General features: G+C 66.4%; 21 protein-coding genes, 1 tRNA gene and 1 rRNA gene. 12 read left to right on the forward strand and 11 right to left on the reverse strand.

The features are described from left to right. Positions 1–45: 45 nt before the first annotated feature. The 4 genes from RJT68_RS08630 to trmB all read right to left on the reverse strand — a co-directional run bounded on the left by RJT68_RS08630 (position 46) and on the right by trmB (position 5,079). Entirely contained in the window at positions 46–1,095 is a 1,050-nt protein-coding gene (locus tag RJT68_RS08630; protein ID WP_407039955.1) for a carbohydrate ABC transporter permease, read from the reverse strand. Next, positions 1,095–2,135: a carbohydrate ABC transporter permease gene (locus RJT68_RS08635; RefSeq protein ID WP_407039956.1), complete on the reverse strand. Its 1,041-nt coding sequence runs from the start codon at positions 2,133–2,135 to the stop codon at positions 1,095–1,097. Before RJT68_RS08635 ends, RJT68_RS08630 begins: the two co-directional genes overlap by 1 nt. Next, entirely contained in the window at positions 2,125–3,588 is a 1,464-nt protein-coding gene (locus tag RJT68_RS08640) for an extracellular solute-binding protein (protein WP_407039957.1), read from the reverse strand. Before RJT68_RS08640 ends, RJT68_RS08635 begins: the two co-directional genes overlap by 11 nt. Positions 3,589–4,017: 429 nt before the next feature. Continuing rightward, a complete protein-coding gene (trmB, locus tag RJT68_RS08645) occupies positions 4,018–5,079 on the reverse strand; it encodes an HTH-type sugar sensing transcriptional regulator TrmB (protein WP_407039958.1) in 1,062 nt (353 codons plus the stop codon). 135 nt (positions 5,080–5,214) lie between these two features. Between trmB and RJT68_RS08650 the strand changes: the two genes are divergently transcribed. Next, entirely contained in the window at positions 5,215–6,249 is a 1,035-nt protein-coding gene (locus tag RJT68_RS08650; protein WP_407039959.1) for a mechanosensitive ion channel family protein, read from the forward strand. A gap of 89 nt (positions 6,250–6,338) precedes the next feature. Then, positions 6,339–6,776 (forward strand): universal stress protein, encoded by a 438-nt coding sequence (locus RJT68_RS08655; protein ID WP_407039960.1) that lies wholly within the window; start codon positions 6,339–6,341, stop codon positions 6,774–6,776. A gap of 29 nt (positions 6,777–6,805) precedes the next feature. On the opposite strand, the gene RJT68_RS08660 is transcribed toward RJT68_RS08655, so the two are convergent. Next, on the reverse strand, positions 6,806–7,216 hold the full coding sequence (locus RJT68_RS08660; protein WP_407039961.1) for a universal stress protein: 411 nt from the start codon (positions 7,214–7,216) through the stop codon (positions 6,806–6,808). Positions 7,217–7,381: 165 nt separating this feature from the next. On the opposite strand from RJT68_RS08660, the gene RJT68_RS08665 reads away from it, so the two are divergent. From RJT68_RS08665 to RJT68_RS08675, 3 genes are all read left to right on the forward strand, one after another. Continuing rightward, positions 7,382–7,621, forward strand: coding sequence for a DUF5816 domain-containing protein (locus RJT68_RS08665; protein WP_407039962.1), 240 nt, complete (start codon positions 7,382–7,384; stop codon positions 7,619–7,621). Between the two features lie 207 nt (positions 7,622–7,828). Continuing rightward, on the forward strand, positions 7,829–8,134 hold the full coding sequence (locus RJT68_RS08670; protein ID WP_407040347.1) for a DUF7116 family protein: 306 nt from the start codon (positions 7,829–7,831) through the stop codon (positions 8,132–8,134). Between the two features lie 213 nt (positions 8,135–8,347). Continuing rightward, positions 8,348–9,772 (forward strand): arylsulfotransferase family protein, encoded by a 1,425-nt coding sequence (locus RJT68_RS08675; protein ID WP_407039963.1) that lies wholly within the window; start codon positions 8,348–8,350, stop codon positions 9,770–9,772. Here RJT68_RS08675 and RJT68_RS08680 read toward each other — a convergent pair. Both RJT68_RS08680 and RJT68_RS08685 read right to left on the reverse strand, forming a co-directional pair. Further along, positions 9,735–10,091: a hypothetical protein gene (locus RJT68_RS08680; protein ID WP_407039964.1), complete on the reverse strand. Its 357-nt coding sequence runs from the start codon at positions 10,089–10,091 to the stop codon at positions 9,735–9,737. The genes RJT68_RS08675 and RJT68_RS08680 overlap by 38 nt on opposite strands. 129 nt (positions 10,092–10,220) lie before the next feature. Further along, entirely contained in the window at positions 10,221–11,429 is a 1,209-nt protein-coding gene (locus RJT68_RS08685; RefSeq protein WP_407039965.1) for a pyridoxal-phosphate-dependent aminotransferase family protein, read from the reverse strand. Positions 11,430–11,559: 130 nt separating this feature from the next. Between RJT68_RS08685 and RJT68_RS08690 the strand changes: the two genes are divergently transcribed. From RJT68_RS08690 to RJT68_RS08705, 4 genes are all read left to right on the forward strand, one after another. Then, positions 11,560–12,576 (forward strand): metal-dependent hydrolase, encoded by a 1,017-nt coding sequence (locus RJT68_RS08690; protein WP_407039966.1) that lies wholly within the window; start codon positions 11,560–11,562, stop codon positions 12,574–12,576. Positions 12,577–12,658: 82 nt separating this feature from the next. Next, on the forward strand, positions 12,659–13,273 hold the full coding sequence (locus RJT68_RS08695) for a hypothetical protein (protein WP_407039967.1): 615 nt from the start codon (positions 12,659–12,661) through the stop codon (positions 13,271–13,273). Then, complete coding sequence (locus RJT68_RS08700) at positions 13,266–13,925, forward strand: hypothetical protein (protein ID WP_407039968.1); 660 nt, start codon at positions 13,266–13,268, stop codon at positions 13,923–13,925. Before RJT68_RS08695 ends, RJT68_RS08700 begins: the two co-directional genes overlap by 8 nt. A gap of 80 nt (positions 13,926–14,005) precedes the next feature. Then, a complete protein-coding gene (locus tag RJT68_RS08705; RefSeq protein ID WP_407039969.1) occupies positions 14,006–14,206 on the forward strand; it encodes a dodecin in 201 nt (66 codons plus the stop codon). A gap of 205 nt (positions 14,207–14,411) precedes the next feature. Here the strand turns inward: RJT68_RS08705 and RJT68_RS08710 are convergent, their stop codons facing one another. The 4 genes from RJT68_RS08710 to RJT68_RS08725 all read right to left on the reverse strand — a co-directional run bounded on the left by RJT68_RS08710 (position 14,412) and on the right by RJT68_RS08725 (position 16,836). After that, a complete protein-coding gene (locus RJT68_RS08710; RefSeq protein ID WP_407039970.1) occupies positions 14,412–14,780 on the reverse strand; it encodes a HesB/IscA family protein in 369 nt (122 codons plus the stop codon). 112 nt (positions 14,781–14,892) lie between these two features. After that, positions 14,893–15,114, reverse strand: a complete 222-nt coding sequence (locus RJT68_RS08715) for a hypothetical protein (protein WP_407039971.1) — start codon at positions 15,112–15,114, stop codon at positions 14,893–14,895. A 97-nt stretch (positions 15,115–15,211) separates the two neighbouring features. Beyond that, the gene (hisD, locus tag RJT68_RS08720; protein WP_407039972.1) at positions 15,212–16,507 is read right to left on the reverse strand and encodes a histidinol dehydrogenase; all 1,296 of its coding nucleotides are present in this window, start codon (positions 16,505–16,507) and stop codon (positions 15,212–15,214) included. A gap of 107 nt (positions 16,508–16,614) precedes the next feature. Continuing rightward, entirely contained in the window at positions 16,615–16,836 is a 222-nt protein-coding gene (locus tag RJT68_RS08725) for a hypothetical protein (protein WP_407039973.1), read from the reverse strand. Positions 16,837–17,087: 251 nt separating this feature from the next. Between RJT68_RS08725 and RJT68_RS08730 the strand changes: the two genes are divergently transcribed. The 3 genes from RJT68_RS08730 (at position 17,088) to RJT68_RS08740 (ending at position 19,889) form a co-directional block, all read left to right on the forward strand. After that, positions 17,088–17,690: a metal-dependent hydrolase gene (locus tag RJT68_RS08730; RefSeq protein WP_407039974.1), complete on the forward strand. Its 603-nt coding sequence runs from the start codon at positions 17,088–17,090 to the stop codon at positions 17,688–17,690. A 524-nt stretch (positions 17,691–18,214) separates the two neighbouring features. Beyond that, positions 18,215–19,686: ribosomal RNA gene (locus tag RJT68_RS08735) — 16S ribosomal RNA — on the forward strand. A gap of 131 nt (positions 19,687–19,817) precedes the next feature. After that, a tRNA-Ala gene (locus RJT68_RS08740) sits at positions 19,818–19,889 on the forward strand. Positions 19,890–19,894: the final 5 nt, after the last annotated feature.

Genomic DNA, 19,894 nt, shown 5'->3' on the forward strand with positions numbered 1-19,894 from the left:
GGTGTATCAGGTTTTGAATTTCTTACGTGTTCTGTCGGTACGTGATTACTCCTTGAGTGCGCCTGCCGTGAGGCCGCTGACGATGCGCTCCTGGGCGACCACCACGAGGATGGCGACGGGGATCACCCCGATGATGCTCGCGGCGGCCATGAGGTGGTACAGGACTTCGTACTGTCCCTGATAGGCGAGGATACCTGCAAGAATCGGAGCCCAGTTCTCGGGTTCGCCGTCGGTCATCAGGAACGAGAAGAAGAACTCGTTGTAGACGGCGATGAACGTCAACACGCCCGCCGTCGCGACGCCTGGGGCCGACAGCGGGATGATGACCCTGAACAGTGCCCCGAGGCGGGTCGTCCCCTCGACGCGGGCGGCGTCCTCGAGGCCGTCCGGAATCTGGGAGAAGAACGTCGTGAGGATGAAGATGGCCAGCGGCATGAAAATCGCCGACATGGGCACCACCATCGCACCCGGCGTGTTGTAGAGGGTCCCGTTCGTGGTGATCGGCTCGAGGAAGAATATCGAGGTGTTGAACAGGTCGTTCAGCGGGATGAAGAAGGCCGCCGGCGGGAAGAACGAGATGACCAGCACGAGCAACAGGAGGGGGACTTTCCCCGGGAAATCGAGCCTGCCGAATGCGTAGCCCGCGAGGCTTCCGACGATCAAGACGACGATGGTCGTGGCCAGCGCGATGACGAAGCTGTTGAACATGTACCAGTGGAACGGGATTGTCTCGAAGACCTCCACGAACGCGGTCGGGTTGAACCCGTTCGGGGTGAAGATGACGTTTTCGAGCTGCCCCTCTGGCGTGAGCGCGACCATCAGTAGCCAGTAGAACGGGAACAGCGTCGTGAAGAGGAAGAAGATCGCCGCGACGTAGAACATCGCGCGGTAGACCTTTTCCGGGTTTTTGATAGAACTGGCGGCCCACCGCTGGAACGGACCTCGGTCGAGTTCGCGATCTCCTTGCTCTTCGAAGATGGCCGTCCCCCCGCCGTCGGTACGAGCGTCGGCGGACGCTCGGCGTTCGCAGTGGGCTCCGTAGCTGTGCTCGTCGTCCGTACGATCGTTGTCGGGTGAGTCTCGAGCGTCTCTCATCAGTACAGTCCTCCCTCGGTGTCGCGGAAGAACGCGACGTACATCGAGATGATCAGGCCGATGACGAGCGCGGTGGCGAACGCGACGGCCGCCGCGGTCGCGTAGACGCGGGTCCCGCCGAACATAGCCTCGACGACGAGGCAGGTCAGAGACGGGACGGTAGTACAGCCGGCGGTCGATTCGATCAGGCCGAAGACGCGCATCGCGTCCATCGTCCGGAACAGCATCGCCACGAGCAAAGCGGGCAACACGAGCGGGAGCGTGATCAGTTTGAACCGCTGCCAGGGCGAGGCGCCGGCGACGCGGGCGACGTCGTACAGGCTCCGGTCGACGCTCTGGAGGCCCGCGAGGATGAGCAGGGCCATGAACGCCGACGACTTCCAGATGTCGGCGACCAAGATGACGACGAACGCTTCCTGGCTGTTAGCGAGCGGATTCGCCCCGAAGATACCGAGCCACTGTCCCAGTCCGGCGCCGAACCCGACCCCGGGCAGGAACATCAGGTAGAAGATCATCCCCTGGATGACGATGGGGACTGCCCAGGGCAGGATGATCGCCACGCGGACCCACCGGCGACCCCTGAAGTCCTGGTCGAGTACGTACGCCTGCCCGAAGCCGATGATCGTCTCGAAGAAGACGCTGATGACCGCGAACGCGAGCGTCACGAACAGCGCCTGCTGGAAGAACGGCACGCCGAATTCGACGAACGGGAACGAACCCGAAAGCGAGACGTCGATGAACTGGCGGGCGAGACGGGCGTCCCCCGTTAAGATGTCGACGTAGTTCCCGACTCCGACGAACTCGCCGAGGGGATTCATCCCCCTCGTCTGGTCCGCTTGCAACGAGATCCAGAACGTCCGGATCAGCGGGTAGAACGCGATCAGCGTCAACAGCGCGAACGCCGGCAGCAACAGCAGGTACGCGTAGGCCGCCTCGCTCAGGTTCTCCATCCGGTTTACGAGCACGTTTCCGGCTTGTCCGCCCGACTCGCGCTCGGCCTCGCCGCCGGTTATCGTACCGTCGTCCGTTTCAGTTGCCATTCTGTTGTGCCACCTCCGATTCGCTGTCCTCGAGGTTGTTCGCGAGGTCGGACATCGCGTCCTCGGGCGACTTCACGCCGCGATAGGCGGCGTTCACCTCCTGGAAGACCAGCGCGGACTGTTCGGGCCAGAGGTCGGTCGCCGGTCGCGGGATCGCGTTTTCGCTGGCCGACTCGACCACGTCGGCGTATCGAACCACCGGCCCGACGTCGTCCTCGTCGGCCTCCGAAACCAGATCGAGGTTCGGCGGCAGGAAGCCGCCCAGTTCGAAGACCGTAAGCATCACCTCCTCGTTGGCGAACGCCTCGAGCACCTGGAGGGCCTCCTCCTGGCGCTCCGAGAACGGGCTCACGGTGAGGTTCCACCCGCCCAGGGCCGCGGTGGTTCCGCCGGTGCCCTCGAACTCGGCTTCGTCCTCGCTGACGGCGTACGGGCGGGTCATGACACCGAGGTCCTCTCCGAAGCCGTCCTCGGTCCCGGCTTCGGCGATCGCGTACGACCAGTTTCGGTTCGAGATCGCATCGCCCGCTACGAAGGGATCGAGCGACTCCTGTTCGGTCCACTGGACGATCGTCGACGGAGAGATCTGGGGGTAGTCGTCGAGGGTGTTCTCCTCCTCCCCGTCGATGAACGACCGCATCATCCGGATCGCGTCGATCACCGCTTCTTCGTCGACCGTGACCGGCCGATCGCCTGCGGTGAACAGATTGTCGATGCCGCCGAAGTAGGCGCCACCCCAGGAGGTCATCACCTCGTTGAACGTACAGCAGGACAGTCCCTCGTAGGCGGCGGCCTGCGTCGTGAACCCGTATTCGGTGCCGGCTTCGTCCCGCGCGTCGGCGACGGCGGAGGAGAACTCCTCCCAGGACGGGGGGTCGGTCCCCCAGCCCTCGGTGTCGTAGCCGGCGTCCTCTATGAGGTCCCGCCGGAACAGCGTGAATCCGAGGTCCGGAAACAGCGGGAGGGCGTGCAGGTCCTCCGTATCCGGGTGACGAGCCGTCTCGAGGGACATGTCGAGGTACTCCTCGTTGACCCGTTCGACGACGTCCTCCGGCAGATTCTCCGTCAGATTGACCGTCTGATTGCGGAGGATGAACGGGATCGTCCACCCGCTGTCCATCATGTGGATGTCGGGGGGAGCGCGACCGGCCTCTAGGGCTGACTGGGTCGTCTGCATGCGCTGGGCGGAGTCGCTGACGACCGTCTGGATTTCGACGCTGATGTTCTCGTCGAGGCCGGCGTCCCAGAGCGCCTGCTGGATCGAATCGTCACCGTACATGATTCCCTCGACGTCCGTCGCCGCGGTCATCACGACGGTTCCTGTTTCCCGTGCGGCGCCCAGACAGCCGGCGACCGTGACTCCGCCGACCGCCACCGACCCCGCCGTGGCTTTGAGGAGCGACCGTCGCGTCGTCGCACCGCGGAGTCGACCACCTGTGCTATCGTTTCCCATCCTCTCCGGGAGGTCCACCTACCCGCGTATAATTGTTGGCCAAGAAAGATGTACGAAAACGAGACAGTCGTCTGATCGAGGTTGTCTAACTGCCGATTACATTCAGTCCGCGGTCGCGCGTAAGACGAACGGATACGGGTGATTTTCGACGGGGATCCGATCCGCCGGACGACCGGCGTCGTCGGCGTCGGCGTATCGGCGTAGCATGATATTTCCTCCCGCGGTGTCTGCCGGTTACTCTCCGAATTCCGTTTCCGGGTCCCTCACCGTTCGAGCGGGTCGTTTCCCGGACGCGTCGAAACCGAGTAGGCGATCACCACGATCGGGCGACCGGCGCGTAGGCTCGGCTTCGAGACGGAAAGGATCCGTTGTCTGGTCGCGGTCAGGAACGAGATCGGCGCTCGTGGGCGCGGAGAACCGGCGGTGCCGTCAGTCGTCGATCGACGGCGGCTCGTGTCTCCCGATGTGGATCTCGTGGGCTTCGACGTCCTCGAGCGCGGCCACGCGCCCGCCGATGGTGACCTCGCCCTCGTCCGTCTCGAGGGTGAGCGCGGCGACCTCCTCGGTCACCTCGAACGAGACGTCGACGACGCGCCCCCGCACGACGGTCGGTCCGCCGACGGCGACGTCGCGCCCTTCGATGGTGGCGTAGAACTCACCGCCCGCGTCGATGATGTCCTTCACGCAGCGGCGAATGGTGGCGTACTTCCGCGGGTAGGGGCGGCCCTCGCCGTCCTCGGCGAGCGTCCGTTCGGCGGTCGTCCAGAGCACGGTGCCGAAGAAGCCGGAGACGAGGAAGCCGAGGGCGGATCGATTGAATATCACGCCGTATCGGTCCTGGTCGTCCCGAAGCGCGTCCTGGGTGGCGTAGATCGAGTAGTTCCCGTCGGCGACCGCGATCACCGGCGTCGTGATCCCGCGTCGCGCCCGGGCGGTCGTCGCCACCGCCCGGTAGTCGAACTCCCCGGGATCGGGGGCCTCGTTGCCGGGGGTCACGATCAGGTCGACGCTCACGCCCGCGTCGACGGCCGCGGCGAGTTCCGCCTCGAAGCGGGTCAGCAGGTCGGGCGTCAGCGACAGCGAGAGTTCGTACTCCGCCTCGGTGATCACCTCCTCGAGGTACCGGAGGATCGTCGATCGAGACTTGACGAGCGAGACGGCCTCCGTGTCCCGGGCGGGGGCGGTGTAGCGGGCCTCGAGCTCGTCGATCATCTGCTCGAGCGAGGACTGGACGTTCTCGAAGGCCTCCGCGGGGTCGATCGCGACGACCTTCATCGGGCGCGACTCGCGCAGTTCGACGAGGCCGCGGTCGCTCAGGCTCCGGACGGTGTCGTACACGCGCGGTTGCGGGATGTCGGTTCGGTCGGCGATTTCGCTGGCGGTGAGCTGGCCCTGCTCCAGGACCGTGAGGTAGGCGTCGATCTCGTACTCGCCGAGGTTGAACCGGTCTCCGACGCGTTCGACGGTCGCGCGGAGTTCGTCTGGTGGCATCGAGAACACAGACGCGCCGCGCGGATAAAAGATTTATTATGGATTGAGTAGCACTGGTTTTCGAAATCGGGTAGTCACCCCGGGTGGCCGTGGTCGGTCAGAACCCTTAACCACCGAGAACATGAGAGTGTTGGCATGCGTGGGGTTTCACTCCAGGTCGACGGGACGTACGAGAACGCCCTCGTCGACCGGGTCAGCGGCGCGCTTCCCGTTCCGATCCCCGAGTTCGTCGTCCAGCTCGGACTGTTCGTCCTCGTCCTCGTCGTCGGCTGGTACCTCTCGAAGGTGGTCGTCAGGATCACCGGCCGGACCGTCGCCCGCCAGATCGAACGGCCGAGCGTCACGCGAATGGTCCTCAGGGGCGTGCGGGGGACGGTTCTGGCGGTGACGGGGCTCGTCGCCCTCAACATCGTCGGACTCGGCGGGGGCGAGATCCTCCTGCAGGTGACCGTCATCTCGGCGGTGATCGCCGTCGTCCTCGCGCCACTCGTCGGGAGCCTGATCAACGGCTTCTTCGTGCTCGCCGACCGCCCGTACGAGATCGGCGACATGATCGAGATCCCCGACCAGGGTCACCGGGGGTTCGTCGAGGACATCACCATCCGCTACACCAAGATCTTCACCCTCGAGAACACCTTCATCGTGATCCCGAACGCGGACATTCACACCCGCGACGTCATCAACTGCTCCGCGGAGGACGAGCGGACCCGCACCTCCGTCGACTTCGAGGTCACCTACGAGAGCGACCTCGAGGCGGCGCGCAGACACGCAGAGCGGGCGGCCCGCAGCGTCGACGAGGTCATCTCGGGCGGTCCGGACATCCGGATCGGGAGCGCGCGGTACGCCGCCGCCCCCGTCTGTGCCATCCACGAGTACGCCGAGCACGGCATCGCCCTTCGATTGTTCTTCTGGATCAAACACCCGTACAAGCAAGCCGTGGTCCGCTCTGCGGTCCAGGAGGAACTGTACCGACGCTACGCCGACCTCGACGTCGAGTTCGCCTACCCGCACACTCACCACGTCTTCGACGAGACCAGCGGCGTCGCCCGGATGGCCCTCGATTCCACCCCCTCGGGCGACGACACCGCACCGCGGACGACTCTCGAGGACGGTGCGAGCGGCGGCGTCGACCGCCGCGAGGCGGGGAAAGAGGGGAACCCCTCCCAGTAAGCGGGCGATCGCGGGCACTCGAGTCCCTCCGAGCGGGGTTCGGCGACACCCTTTATCCGCCCGCCCCGCGAACTCACGCCCGAGCCGACATGTACGACGACGTCCTCGTTCCCACCGACGGAAGCGACACGATTCCCGAGACGCTCGCCCACGCGTTGCCCATCGCCGCGAACAACGACGCTCGCGTCCACGCGCTCTACGTGATCGACACGCGGATCACGATGGCGGCCTCGGAGGGAGCGAGAGACGACCTCGAGCGCTGGCTCGCGCAGGAGGGCGACCGCGCGGTCGCCGCGGTCGAGGAGCGAGCGGCGGCGGAGGGACTCGAGGCCGTCGCCGAGGTGCGCGAGGGGACGCCCCCGAAGGCGATCCTCGAGTACGCCGACGAGGCGGGGATCGACCTGATCGTGATCGGGACGCGCGGGAAGAGCCCGCGGGAGAAGGTCACGTCGCTCGGGAGCGTCTCCGAGCGCGTCGTCGACAACGCGGAGATTCCGGTGTTCGTCGTCCGAAACGCCGGGGAATGAACCGCCGCGGAAACGGAATCGAGGCGGATTCAGGCGGACGCGCTCTCGACGGTGATGACGGTACAGTCGAGGTGGGTCCGCAGGTACCGGTCGATGTCCGGGTTGTCCGTGAACCGACGGAGGATCCGCCGCCAGCGGCTGGCCTGCTTCGTGCCGATGACGACGACGTCCGCGTCCTCGGCCGCGACCTCGTCGAGGATGCTCTCCTCGACGAGAAAACCCGTTCGAACCACGTACCGCGCGCTCTCGACGGGCCCGAACTCGGCCTCGACGGCGTCTTTGAGGTCGGTTCGAGTCACGTTCTTCCCGTTCTGGTAGAGGTTCACGTACAGGACCGTCAGGGCCGCGTCGTGCTCGCTGGCGACCTCGATGGCCTCCTCGAGCGTTCGTCTCGAGTGCTTCGTCAGGGGGTACCGAACGGGAACCACGACCAGCGTCATCACGAATCCGAACGAGTCCCTTCCGGGTAAACTTTTCAGTCTTCCCGCCAGTCGCCCGACGCCGTCGGCGTTCCCGCGGGGAGAGCCCCGGATCGGAGCCTCGGGCCGGCGGGGCGGTCGTTTCGGAAGGACACTCATTTATCTGGCGCGCGGGTACGCGGGCCTATGCAACCGTGGACGACCGACGACGGCGAGACGGTCTACGTTTCCGAGCGGGCGGGGGACAAGGGCTCGAAGGGACCGTTCCTCGTCGCCTACGAGTCACCCGACGGGCGGAACCGGTACGGCTGGTTCTGCACGAACTGCGAGAGCCTCGACAACGCGATGGACGCGATGGGACGCATCCAGTGTAACGTCTGCGGAAACTTCCGGAAGGCGACCGAGTGGGACGCGGCCCACGAGTAACCGGGCTTGCTTTGCTACTGATTAGTACACTAACGTCGACCGATGAGGTACCGAACGAACGGTCACCGTATCCTCGTCTTACCCGGTATAATTGCGTGCTACGCCGGGTGAGAAAACGTTCGTCCCCCGCTGGCCCACGAATTGTTATCACGCAGTAAGGTTTATGACGCTGGCGAGCGAACCCGTATACGAATGGGTCCTGTTAACATGCGACTCGTCGAGCAGGCCAGGTCGATCTTCGCAGAGCTCGGTTACACCGTCGAAGGCAACGGCCCCGAATTTAGAGCGGAGCGGGCGTGGAAGGTCGTTCACGTCAATCCCGTCCTCGAGACCGGAGCGCTTCCGCAGGCGTCCGGACAGTTCCACTGTTTCGTCGCCGAACCCGAGGACGCCGACGAACTCGAGCGGCGACTCACCGCGGCCGACCCCGACTACGAGTGGGCGATCATCGTCGTCGACGGGGACGAGTATCAGGTCGAGCGCGCACCCCCAGGACCGCGAGTATCCGTCTGACGCGTCTCGAGACGCGTCTCGGATCCGGAGCCCGAACGGACGCGACGCACCGGCGTCGAACGAGCGACTCTTTTATTGCCGAGAGACCGATTTGACTCCACTCGAGCGCCGTCGGCGGGTCGCTACCTGCCGTCGCGGGCTTGCGAAGGAAGGGTTGAACTTTAGGCGGTACTGTCGCGTTCTCTTGTCCGTCGCGTCACAGGGAGGGTCGTGATGGGTGTACTGTTCCGAATTCCAGGTTTTACTCGGACTCGAATCCGGATCGCGTTGGCGTTCATCGTGGTGCTCTCGGCCGCCGTCGTCGCGGACGCGGCGGTGAACGACCGGTCGACGGTACCGGGAGAGGCCGCTCCCGACTCCACGCCTGCGGAGAACGCAACGGCCCCGCCGACGGAGAACCACACGGTCGTGACCGAGTCGGGCCGGGCCGGGACGATCACGGCCCACGATCCGGACGGGGAGGTTATCTACCACAACGATTCGCGAACGAAGTACTTCGACGTCGATCCCGTCGAAGGCGAACCGATGACCGTCGAGTACACGGCGTCGGACACGATCCACTCCGAGGGGCCGACGTGCAGCGATCCGCCGTGCGTGAGGAACGTCATCGAGCGCACGAACCTCTCGACCGGCGAGGTCGAGGTGGTCTACGAGCGGTACGACTACACCGAAAACGCCGGCGAGTGGCACGACGCCGACCGCATCGACGACGACCGCTACCTCGTCGCCGACATCATCGACGACCAGGTGTTCGTCGTGGACACCGAGACCGGGGTCGTCGAGTGGCTCTGGGACGCCCAGGCCGACTACCCCCTCGAGAGCGGACACGCGTTCCCCCGCGACTGGCTGCACATCAACGACGTCGAGTACATCGAGGAGGGGGAGATGGCGGGCACCATCATGATCAGCCCCCGAAACCTCGATCAGGTCATCTTCGTCGACCCCGATGAGGGGGTGATCGAAGACTGGACGCTCGGCGAGGAACACGACGAGGACGTCCTCTACGCGCAGCACAACCCCGATTACATCCCCGAGGATCGCGGCGGACCGGCCGTCCTCGTCGCCGACTCGGAGAACGACCGGATCGTGGAGTACCAGCGCGAGGACGGCGAGTGGAACCAAACGTGGGAGTGGTCCGACGAGCGGGCCGATTGGCCTCGCGACGCCGATCGACTCCCGAACGGGAACACCCTGATCACCGACTCGCACGGCGAGCGCGTCGTGGAAGTCGACGAGTCGGGCGACGTCGTCTGGCAGACCGAGTTCGATCACCCGTACGAGGCGGAACGCCTCGAGACGGGCGACGAAAGCGAGGGCGGCCGGAGTGCGGCCGAACTCGACCTCGAGTCGCACACGCCCGCCGAGGATGACGGAGGAGAGAGCGAGGCTGCGGGCGGGGACGGGGGCTTCGTCTCTTCCTCGGGCGAAACCCTCGTCGAGCGCGTGGAGTCGGCCCTCCCCCAGCATCTCGAAGCCGCCCTCCTCGCCGCCACCCCGAGCTGGATCGGCGCGACCGAAGCCGCCGCCCTCGCCGCGGGACTACTGTCGGGGCTGCTCTGGATCGGACTCGAGGTCGCGTGGCGACTCCGCGACGCCGGCGTCACGGTCCGCTCCCCCGTCGCTCGCGAGCGCGAGTAACGGAGAGCGATCGGGACCGGTTCGCGCTGGCCACCCACGACCGCGCGGCGTGGCCGCCGATCGCGAGCAACGCGGTGGCGATCAGGAGCGAACAGAAGTACCACGGCTTGGCCTGGACGACGAGCAACCCCCTGCCGTACGCGGGGACGACGCCGAGGGCCAGCAGGTAGACCGCAGTGAGGAGGCCGAGGGAGGATCGCCGGTAGCCGTGCCAGTAGAGGATCCCGACCAGCAGGCCGGCGAGTAACCCGAGTTGCCCGGAGTGAAGTTCGGGAATGGTGTCGAATATCGACGACAGGACCGTCTCGACCGTAGCCATGCGTGCGTTTCACTCCGCCGGAGGGACCTACGCGTTCGCCTGAACGTCGACACCTACTATGTCGGATCGGTCCGCACCGACGGCGACCGTCGAACCGTGGACCGCGGCCGAGGGAGGGGTCGGTTCCCGTTACTCCAGCGCGGACCGCGTCGCGGAGACGGCCGCGTCGGGATCGACGTCCGCGCCCATCGACTCGAGGACGTCCCCCAGCGCGGTCACGACGTAGATCACGTTCTCCGGGCGGGCCGAGTGGCCCATACAGCCGATGCGGAAAATGTCACCCGAGAGATCGCCGAGGCCGCCCGCCACCTCGAGGTCGTAGCGCTCGAGCAGTTCGGCGCAGACCTCTCCGTCGTCGATCCCGTCGGGGACGCGGACGGCGTTCAGGCTGGGCAGCCAGTACTCGTCCGGGGCGTTCATCTCGAGGCCCATCGCCTCGACGCCGGCTTTGAGCGCGCCGGCGGTGCGCTCGTGGCGGGCCCAGCGCTCCTCGATGCCCTCCTCCGCAACGAGGCGCAGCGCCTCGCGCAGCGCGTAGACGTTCGTGATCGGCGCAGTGTGGTGGTACGACCGGTCGTCGCCCCAGTACCCCTCGAGCAGCGAGAGGTCGAGGTACCACGACCGGGGTGCTTCCGCCCGCGAGAGGACCTTCTCCATCGCCTCGTCCGAGAGGGTGAGCGGGCTCGCGCCGGGCGGGCAGGAGAGGCACTTCTGCGGGCCCGAGTAGGCGACGTCGATGTCCCACTCGTCGACGCGCAGTTCGACGCCGCCCAGGGACGTGACGGTGTCGGCGATCACGAGGGCGCCGTGGTCGTGAGCGGCCGCGGTCAGGTCGGGGACGTTCGGCTGGCGGACGCCGGTGCTCGTCTCCGCGTGGACGAACCCGAAGACGTCGGGGTCGTGCTCGGCGAGCGCGTCCTCGACGTCCTCGACCGCGAGCGGTTCGCCCCACGGGGCGTCGACCTCGACGACCTCGCCGCCGGCCCGGCGGGCCATCGAGGCCATCCGGCCGCCGAAGTAGCCGTTCGTCGGCACGAGCATCGTGTCGCCGGGCTCGACGAGGTTGCCGATCGCCGCCTCCATCGACGCCGATCCGGTCCCCGAGACGGGGATCGTCCACTGGTTCTCCGTGCGGAACGTGTACCGCAGGAGTTCCTGGACCTCGTCCATGATCTCGATGAACGACGGATCGAGGTGGCCCACCAGCGGCGTGCTCATCGCCCGCAGCACCCGCGGGTTCACGTCGCTCGGGCCCGGCCCCATCAGCGTCCGGTTCGGCGGCGTCAGCTCTCCGACTGCTGGCGCGCGATCCACTTCGTTCGACAGTTTGTGAGCCATACGCGAGTCCTCGTATCCGACCCGCAAATGCCTACCGACAGCGGCGAAGCCTCGGCCGAGGCCGAATTCGGGACCCGGTCCGAGGGCGAGATACTTAAGCGCACTCGTCACGTAATCCGGCCGATACGTCGTGTTCATCGGTCACGCACTCCTGGCGTTCGCGGTCGCCGCACTGGTCGCCGAGCGGTGGGGCTGGGACGACCGTAACGCGCTGCTCCTCGGCGTCGTCGCGGGCGCGTTCGCCGCGGCCCCCGACGCCGACATCGCCTACGCGCTCGTCGGACTCGTCGAGTGGAACCCCGGGGAGGGTCCCTTCGCGGCCTCGACGGCGTTCTGGGACGCGAGCCGACTCGTCCACCGCTCGGTCACCCACTCGCTGGTCGTCGGAGCGCTCGCCGCACCGGCGTTCGGCCTCGTCGCCGCCGGCGTTCGAAACCGGGAACGGGGGCTCGGGCTCGAGGGTGCCGCTGGCGCAACGACGCTCCTGGCACTGGTCGCGGTGGTGTTCGTTGCTGACGGCCCGCTGGCCGCGTTCGTGATGGGGACGTTCGTCGTCGCCGGCGTCCTCGTCGCCGCGGCCGCCGCCCGGTGGACGTCGCTCTCGCCGGCTGCGGTCGCCCTGGCCGCGCTCTGGGGCCTGTGGTCCCACCCCTGGGGCGACCTGGTGACCGGCTCGCCCCCCGACCTGCTCTACCCGCTCGAGGCGACGCCCCTCTCCGCCCGGGTCGTCCTGCACCCGGACCCGACCCTCCACCTGCTCGGCGCGTTCGCCCTCGAACTCGCGGTCATCTGGCTCGCGCTCGCGGCGGTCTGTCGACTCACCGATCGCACGCTCCCCACGCTGATCGACCGCCGAGCCGTCGCGGGCACGACGTACGGGATCGTCGCCCTCGCGGCGACCCCCCCGACGCTCGAGGTCTCGTATCACTTCGTCTTCTCCATCCTCGGCGTCGGCCTCGTCTGCGGTGCGATCCGATCGTCGCCGTCCCTGCCGCCGTCGCTTTCGAGTCGCGTTCGGTCGCTGCGACGCACCCTCGAGGCGTCGACCGTCGACGGGGCTCTCGAGGCCGCCAGCACGGCGATGGCCGCGGTGACCGTCGCGCTCGTCACGTACGCCGCCGTCTACGCGTCGTTCGTCGCGACGTGAGCGCACCGTCGGCGTCCGAAACGGGTCTCGCGTTCACCGCAGAGTACGTATCTTTTTGTCCGATCGATCGATACGGTCGAACGTGCCCCAGACCGCACTCGAGACGCTGATCGCCGACGGACGGACCAACGCCGCGCTGGCCTGGGTGTTGATCGTCGCCATCGCGGCGATCGGCGTCGCCGAATCCGTGACGGGCGGATTTCTCTGGGCGACGTTTTCGGCCGCGCTCGTCGCCCTCGCGGTCGTTCCGCCGCTGGCCTTCCGGTCGCCGTACGAAATGCTCCCCTGGGAGGTGTTACTGCTGGCGGGTGCGCCCGTCCTCGGGATGGCCCTGGGTGCCGAGGGGCTGACGGGCCACGTCACCTCGTACCTCTCGGTGGCGGCTATCGCGCTCGTACTCGCCGTCGAACTGCAGGCGTTCACGTCGGTGCGAATGACCCCCTCGTTCGCCGTCGTCTTCGTCGTCGTCGCGACCATGGCCGCCGCCGGATTGTGGGCGTTACTCCGGTGGGTCGCCGACCAGACGCTCGGCATCCCGTTCGCGGCCGACCACGACGCGGTGATGTGGGAGTTCGTCTACTCGAGCGCAGCCGGCTTCGGCGCCGGCGTGATCTTCGAACTCTACTTCAGGCGGTTCGTCCGCCCGCGACGGCGCGTCAGTGACGATGATCGCCTCGCCGAGGTGGACGATGCGTAGCCGAATCCGCTGGCGCCTCTCCCGTACTCGACAGCGTCAGCTCTCCGGCCTCATGGAACTCGCCCTCGTCGGGATGCTGTTCGTGGGCGTCGACCGGGGGAACGTCGGGATCGTCGTCAACACGGGCGTCGCGCTGGCGGTGACCCAGCTTCCCCCGCTTCTCGAGCGCGACTACCAGATCCCGATGGATCCGCGGCTCACCCTGTGGATCACCACGGCCGTGTTCCTCCACGCGTTCGGAACGGTGGGCCTGCCGGGGGCCACGAGGACCCTCTACAGCCAGGTCTGGTGGTGGGACCACGTGACGCACGCGCTGTCGGCGTCGCTCGTCGCCGCCGCGGGCTACGCGACCGTTCGCGCGCTCGACGAGCACGCCGACGGCGTCCACCTCCCGCCGCGGTTCGTCTCGGCGTTCATCCTGCTGTTCGTCCTCGCTTTCGGCGTCCTCTGGGAGGTCCTCGAGTTCGTCATCGCGCTGTCGGCCGACGCGGTCGGCGGCGACGCCGTGCTCACCCAGTACGGCCTCGAGGACACGATGCTCGATCTCGTGTTCAACACGATCGGCGCGCTCGTCGTCGCGCTGTGGGGCGGCGCCTACCTCACCGGCGTCACCGACGCGATCCGCGACCGCCTCGAGTCGCGGGCCGACTGAGCGCGAACCGTGTTACACCGGCTCAGCGGCCGAAACTGACGGCCAGCTTTACGTCACCGCGTGGTGTAGACGTCCGGGCCATGGTATTCAAGAAGATCACGCTCATCGGCACCAGCACGGAGAGCTTCGACGACGCCGCCGACGACGCCATCGACCGCGCCGAGGACACCTTACAGAACGTGTACTGGGTCGAGGTCGACGAACTCGGGGTCGAACTCGCCTCCGTCGACGAACGACAGTACCAGGCCGAGGTCACCGTCGCGTTCGAGCTCGAGGACTGACCGGACCGACGTCGCCCGCGTCGATCCAGTCGGAGTCGGCTCGAGGTGCGCCGCGAGCGACCGCCGGATAACCGGCCGACGGGGATCGAGAGCGCCGCGGCTCGACGCGTGATCCCCTAGAAAACGCGACCCACGAACGGAAGCGGTCGCCGACGGAATCGGCACGTGGGTTCGGTTCGGGCTCGTCGGCGCCCGATTCTCCAGGTTACGTCCGGAACGACTCGCCGCAGCCACACTCGCTGACGACGTTCGGGTTCTCGACGTGAAACCCCTGGGACTGCAGCCCGTGTTCGTAGTCGAGGACGCTCCCCTCGATGTACTTCAGGCTCGCCGGGTCGACGAATACCCGCAGGTCGTGGTGCTCGTAGATCGTGTCGTCCTCCTCGGGTTCGTCGTCGAAGCGCATGCCGTAGGAGAGGCCGGCGCAGCCACCCTGCTGGACGAACAGGCGGAGCCCCGCCTCGTCGTCGTCGAGCCCCTCGTTCTCGAGCAGCGAGAGCGCCTGTTCGGCCGCGTCTTCGGTGACCTCGATCCGGGGTCGCGCCTCCCCGCCGTCAACGCTGTCCGTGCTCATACCCTTCTATTCCGGTCCGAACGTGTTAACGTTGACGCTCGCTTCGACGGGTTCGGGCGCGGTACGGACTCGGGGCGTTCGCCACCGGAGCGCGCCCGCGCCGACGGTCAGGTCACCCGTTGACCCGTCGCTGAACCGATCGGTAGTACGAGCCGAACTGGCGCTCGTCGTTCGCCGACAGGGGGATCTCGTGTTTCGCTAGCAGTTCGACCAGCGTTCGCACGTCGCACTCGTACCACAGCGAGAGGACCCAGAGGTTCTTCTGCGCGTAATCGTAGTTGCGCTCGAGGACGCACACGTCGGTCGGATCGACCTCGGGTTCGCGCGGTTCCATCCTTCACTTCCCATTCGAGTTACACCATCGTAAAACCCGAGCCCGAACGTGCGCCTTTCCCCGCGCTAAGCGGTTATTACTGCCGTTCTGCAAGTCGTTAGTGGTCTTCTTCCCGACCCTTCAGCCTGATTCGAACGCTTTCCGCGTGCGCCTCGAGCCCCTCCGCGTCCGCGAGCGTCGTGATCGTCTCGCCGAGGTCGGCCAATCCCTCGCTCGAGAGCCGCTGGACGGTCGTCGACCGAACGAACGTTTCGACGGAGAGGCCGCCCGTCACGTGCGCCCCGCCGTTCGTCGGGAGCACGTGGTTGGTTCCGCTGGCGTAGTCGCCCGCCGCGACGGGGGTGTGCGGACCGAGGAACACGCTGCCCGCGCTGTCGATCCGCTCGAGGATCGACTCGTCGTCGTCGGCCACGATCGAGAGGTGCTCCGGGGCGTACTCCTCCGCGAAGAGGATCGCCTCGCTCATCGACCGGGCGAGCAACACGCCGCTGGCGTCGTTCGCGAGCGCCTCGCGAATAACCTCCTCGCGCTCGCGCGCGGAGGCCTGCTCGTCGGCCGCCTCGGCCACGGCCTCGGCCGTCTCCGCGTCGTCCGTCACGGCGACGACCGACGCGCTCGGATCGTGTTCAGCCTGTGCGACGAGTTCCGCGGCGACCAGCCCCGGATCGGCCGTTTCGTCGGCGACGACGGCCACCTCGCTCGGCCCCGCCAGGAAATCGATCTCGACGTCGCCGCGGACCTCGGCCTTCGCCGCCGTCACCCAGCGGTTCCCGGGTCCGACGACCTTCTGGACGCGCGTGATCGTCTCGGTCCCGTAGGCGAGCGCCGCGACTGCCTGCGCGCCGCCCACGCTGTAGACAACGTCCGCGCCGGCCGCGTGGATCGCCGCGAGCGTCACCGGGTTCACCTCCTCGGCCGGTGGCGTCACCACCGAGACGTGGTCGACGCCAGCGACCGTCGCCGGCACCACGCCCATGATCGCGCTCGAGGGGTAGGCCGCGGTGCCCCCGGGCACGTAGACGCCGACGCGCTCGAGCGGGCGGAAGCGCCGCCCGAGTTCGCGCCCCGGACCGAACTCTTCTCGCCAGTCTTCCGGGACCTGGGCCTCGTGGAACTCCCTGACGTTCGCCGCGGCGGTTTCGATCGCCTCTCGCACCTCCTCGTCGACCTCGTCGTACGCCCGCTCGCACCGATCGGTGATCTCGAGGTTTCCGACCTCCACCCCGTCGAACTCGCTCGTGAACTCGCGGACGGCGACGTCCCCCTCCTCTCGGACGCGCTCGACGATCCCCCGAACGTCGCTTCGAACCGCCTCGATCCCTGCGTCCCGGTCGAAGAAGCCGGCCCGCTCCGCCGGGCCGAGATCGGCGATCTTCCGTACGTCGACACTCATACCGACGGATTCGGGTGGGGGTCGAAAAACGGTTTCCCTCCGCGTTTCGCCGGCCACGCTCCGCGGTCGGCCCGGCCCGCCCCGATTTCACTTCGTCCGAGGACGGCTCACCCGTCGGCCCGCTCGACTTCCCATACCCCAACCGCGTCGAGGGTCGCGCGCACGAAGAGGTACACGAGGAGGCAGAACCCGACCGTCGCGATCGGCAGCGAGAGGAGAACGGCCGTCTCGGTCGGGAACACGAGGCGGGTGAGGCCCCGGACCAAGAAGCTCAGGAAGAGGAGTCCGAAGCCGATCACGGCGTACCTGACGAAACCGCGCTGGTCCATACGTCGTTCCTCCCCGCGCGGGTGCTAAATCGTATCGACTCGGTCGACCGGGACGTCGCTAGAGCCGACTGCGGTGACGATTCTCCCACCGATGGGGGTCGACGCCCGTCCGCCGTCGAGGTAAGTTGCTCTTACTACCCTCGTGGGAGGTCACGTCGTCTCACGACGGTGGTTCCGACGCTCGTCGACGACCGGATCCAATCCGGCACAAGGACGGCATAACTTTCCGCCGCCTGCCGAACCAACGCCGTATGTGGCCCTGGGAACACGCCATCGTCGGCTACCTCGCCTACTCGCTCGTCTGTCACGCGTTCTTCCGCGCGTCGCCCGGCGGCCTCGAGGCGTTCGCAGTCGTCGCGGCGTCGGTCATGCCGGACATCATCGACAAACCGCTCTCGTGGCAGTTCGGTCTCTTCGACGCCGGGTACGCGCTCGGCCACTCGATCTTCTTCGCCGTCCCGTTCACCCTCCTCGTCGGTGCGCTCGCTCGATCGGTCGGTCGGACCCGCGCCGGAGTCGCATTCGGACTCGGCTACCTCCTCCATCCCCCCTCGGACGTCCTCGACACGCTCGTTCGGGAGGGGATCTTCCTCTGGCGACTCGCCTTCTGGCCCGTCGTCCCCGTCCCCGCGTCCGATCCGTCCACGGGGTTCCTCGCGCAGTTCGCCTACTACTTCGACCGATACTGGACCGACCTTCTCGCCGGCGACATCTCGACGTACCTGTGGGTGCAATTCGGCCTCGCGGGCTGCGCGCTCCTCGTCTGGCTCTACGACGGCGCGCCCGTCCTCAGGGAGACCGTCCTGGGGGTGAAGCGGCTCTTCGTCGGGAGCGCACGTGGCGGTCGCGGGTGACCGGACGCGACCGCGGTCGCGTCCGACGTCGAGTAGAGAGGGTCGAACCTGGGGCCAGCTCGAGGCGCTCGAGAGCGGGTGCCGGGTGACCTGTCAGTGCGATCGGACCGTGGGCTCTGATCCGACGGCCTTTTATACTCCCGTCCGTTCTGATCGGAACGCAATCGCCCCGCCGGGATCGGCCCGGCGGGAACCCGATCCGACGCCCTTAAGTGTACGAGGGCACTCGGTTTCGGATGCAATCAACGCGTGACTGACGGGGCGTTCAATTCGCTCCGTCGTCCCGGACTCGTGCCGAAGGGGTTATATACCCCGATTGCCAACGAACGAGTCCGAAGGAAATGAGGATCCTACCCCTGCGGTCCGCCGTACAGATGGGATCTGATGTTAGCCTTGGTAGTTCGGTGACGCCCGATCGGTCCGCCGATCCGCGTCAGCGAACGGAGACCACGATAGCAAGTCAAGTGTGAGTGTGTATCAAACATATTCACCGCCAAACCCCCCGAGTTCTGCTCGGGGAGAGCATTCCGGTTGATCCTGCCGGAGGTCATTGCTAGTGGAGTCCGATTTAGCCATGCTAGTCGTACGAGTTCAGACTCGTGGCGAATAGCTCAGTAACACGTGGCCAAACTACCCTCTGGAGCACGATACCCTCGGGAAACTGAGGCTAATAGTGCATACGACTCGCTGCCTGGAATGGCGCGAGTTCGAAATGTTACGGCGCCAGAGGATGTGGCTGCGGCCGATTAGGTAGACGGTGGGGTAACGGCCCACCGTGCCGATAATCGGTACGGGTTGTGAGAGCAAGAGCCCGGAGACGGAATCTGAGACAAGATTCCGGGCCCTACGGGGCGCAGCAGGCGCGAAACCTTTACACTGCGCGACAGCGCGATAAGGGGACTCCACGTGCCAGGGCATATCGTCCTGGCTTTTGTGTACCGTAAGGTGGTACACGAATAAGGGCTGGGCAAGACCGGTGCCAGCCGCCGCGGTAATACCGGCAGCCCGAGTGATGACCGCTCTTATTGGGCCTAAAGCGTCCGTAGCTGGCCGCGCAAGTCCATCGGGAAATCCGCACGCTTAACGTGCGGGCGTCCGGTGGAAACTGCTCGGCTTGGGACCGGAAGATCCAGAGGGTACGTCTGGGGTAGGAGTGAAATCCCGTAATCCTGGACGGACCACCGGTGGCGAAAGCGCTCTGGAAGGACGGATCCGACGGTGAGGGACGAAAGCTGGGTCACGAACCGGATTAGATACCCGGGTAGTCCTAGCTGTAAACGATGTCTGCTAGGTGTGCCACAGGCTACGAGCCTGTGGTGTGCCGTAGGGAAGCCGTGAAGCAGACCGCCTGGGAAGTACGTCCGCAAGGATGAAACTTAAAGGAATTGGCGGGGGAGCACTACAACCGGAGGAGCCTGCGGTTTAATTGGACTCAACGCCGGACATCTCACCAGCACCGACAATGTGCAGTGAAGGTCAGGTTGATGACCTTACTGGAGCCATTGAGAGGAGGTGCATGGCCGCCGTCAGCTCGTACCGTGAGGCGTCCTGTTAAGTCAGGCAACGAGCGAGACCCGCACTCCTAATTGCCAGCATGTCCCTTGTGGATGATGGGTACATTAGGAGGACTGCCAGTGCCAAACTGGAGGAAGGAACGGGCAACGGTAGGTCAGTATGCCCCGAATGTGCTGGGCTACACGCGGGCTACAATGGCCGAGACAATGGGATGCCACCCCGAGAGGGGGCGCTAATCTCCCAAACTCGGTCGTAGTTCGGATTGTGGGCTGAAACTCGCCCACATGAAGCTGGATTCGGTAGTAATCGCGCCTCAGCAGGGCGCGGTGAATACGTCCCTGCTCCTTGCACACACCGCCCGTCAAAGCACCCGAGTGAGGTCCGGATGAGGCCACCATACGGTGGTCGAATCTGGGCTTCGCAAGGGGGCTTAAGTCGTAACAAGGTAGCCGTAGGGGAATCTGCGGCTGGATCACCTCCACAGACCGGGATCAGGCCGACGGCCTGACCCACACCGTCTCCGCTCGCTCGACGCGCCGCCGTGGCCGCTCGGGCACCTCAGAACTACCAAGGCTAACGTATCTCTTCCCTCCGGGATCTCCTGGAGGGAGTGGGCCCATAGCTCAGTGGGAGAGTGCCTCCTTTGCAAGGAGGATGCCCTGGGTTCGAATCCCAGTGGGTCCATGTCT

The organism is Halovalidus salilacus, from assembly GCF_031852275.1.
Taxonomy (GTDB): domain Archaea; phylum Halobacteriota; class Halobacteria; order Halobacteriales; family Natrialbaceae; genus Halovalidus; species Halovalidus salilacus.

Bases quoted from the DNA above. Each gene is read 5' to 3' on its own strand.
- RJT68_RS08685 (WP_407039965.1), bottom strand. From the start codon at position 11,429: ATGGCTCACAAACTGTCGAACGAAGTGGATCGCGCGCCAGCAGTCGGA.
- RJT68_RS08705 (WP_407039969.1), top strand. From the start codon at position 14,006: ATGGTATTCAAGAAGATCACGCTCATCGGCACCAGCACGGAGAGCTTC.
- RJT68_RS08715 (WP_407039971.1), bottom strand. From the start codon at position 15,114: ATGGAACCGCGCGAACCCGAGGTCGATCCGACCGACGTGTGCGTCCTC.
- hisD (WP_407039972.1), bottom strand. From the start codon at position 16,507: ATGAGTGTCGACGTACGGAAGATCGCCGATCTCGGCCCGGCGGAGCGG.
- RJT68_RS08655 (WP_407039960.1), top strand. From the start codon at position 6,339: ATGTACGACGACGTCCTCGTTCCCACCGACGGAAGCGACACGATTCCC.
- trmB (WP_407039958.1), bottom strand. From the start codon at position 5,079: ATGCCACCAGACGAACTCCGCGCGACCGTCGAACGCGTCGGAGACCGG.
- RJT68_RS08660 (WP_407039961.1), bottom strand. From the start codon at position 7,216: ATGACGCTGGTCGTGGTTCCCGTTCGGTACCCCCTGACGAAGCACTCG.
- RJT68_RS08640 (WP_407039957.1), bottom strand. From the start codon at position 3,588: ATGGGAAACGATAGCACAGGTGGTCGACTCCGCGGTGCGACGACGCGA.
- RJT68_RS08725 (WP_407039973.1), bottom strand. From the start codon at position 16,836: ATGGACCAGCGCGGTTTCGTCAGGTACGCCGTGATCGGCTTCGGACTC.
- RJT68_RS08670 (WP_407040347.1), top strand. From the start codon at position 7,829: ATGCGACTCGTCGAGCAGGCCAGGTCGATCTTCGCAGAGCTCGGTTAC.
- RJT68_RS08675 (WP_407039963.1), top strand. From the start codon at position 8,348: ATGGGTGTACTGTTCCGAATTCCAGGTTTTACTCGGACTCGAATCCGG.
- RJT68_RS08680 (WP_407039964.1), bottom strand. From the start codon at position 10,091: ATGGCTACGGTCGAGACGGTCCTGTCGTCGATATTCGACACCATTCCC.
- RJT68_RS08650 (WP_407039959.1), top strand. From the start codon at position 5,215: ATGCGTGGGGTTTCACTCCAGGTCGACGGGACGTACGAGAACGCCCTC.
- RJT68_RS08700 (WP_407039968.1), top strand. From the start codon at position 13,266: ATGCGTAGCCGAATCCGCTGGCGCCTCTCCCGTACTCGACAGCGTCAG.
- RJT68_RS08630 (WP_407039955.1), bottom strand. From the start codon at position 1,095: ATGAGAGACGCTCGAGACTCACCCGACAACGATCGTACGGACGACGAG.
- RJT68_RS08730 (WP_407039974.1), top strand. From the start codon at position 17,088: ATGTGGCCCTGGGAACACGCCATCGTCGGCTACCTCGCCTACTCGCTC.
- RJT68_RS08665 (WP_407039962.1), top strand. From the start codon at position 7,382: ATGCAACCGTGGACGACCGACGACGGCGAGACGGTCTACGTTTCCGAG.
- RJT68_RS08710 (WP_407039970.1), bottom strand. From the start codon at position 14,780: ATGAGCACGGACAGCGTTGACGGCGGGGAGGCGCGACCCCGGATCGAG.
- RJT68_RS08635 (WP_407039956.1), bottom strand. From the start codon at position 2,135: ATGGCAACTGAAACGGACGACGGTACGATAACCGGCGGCGAGGCCGAG.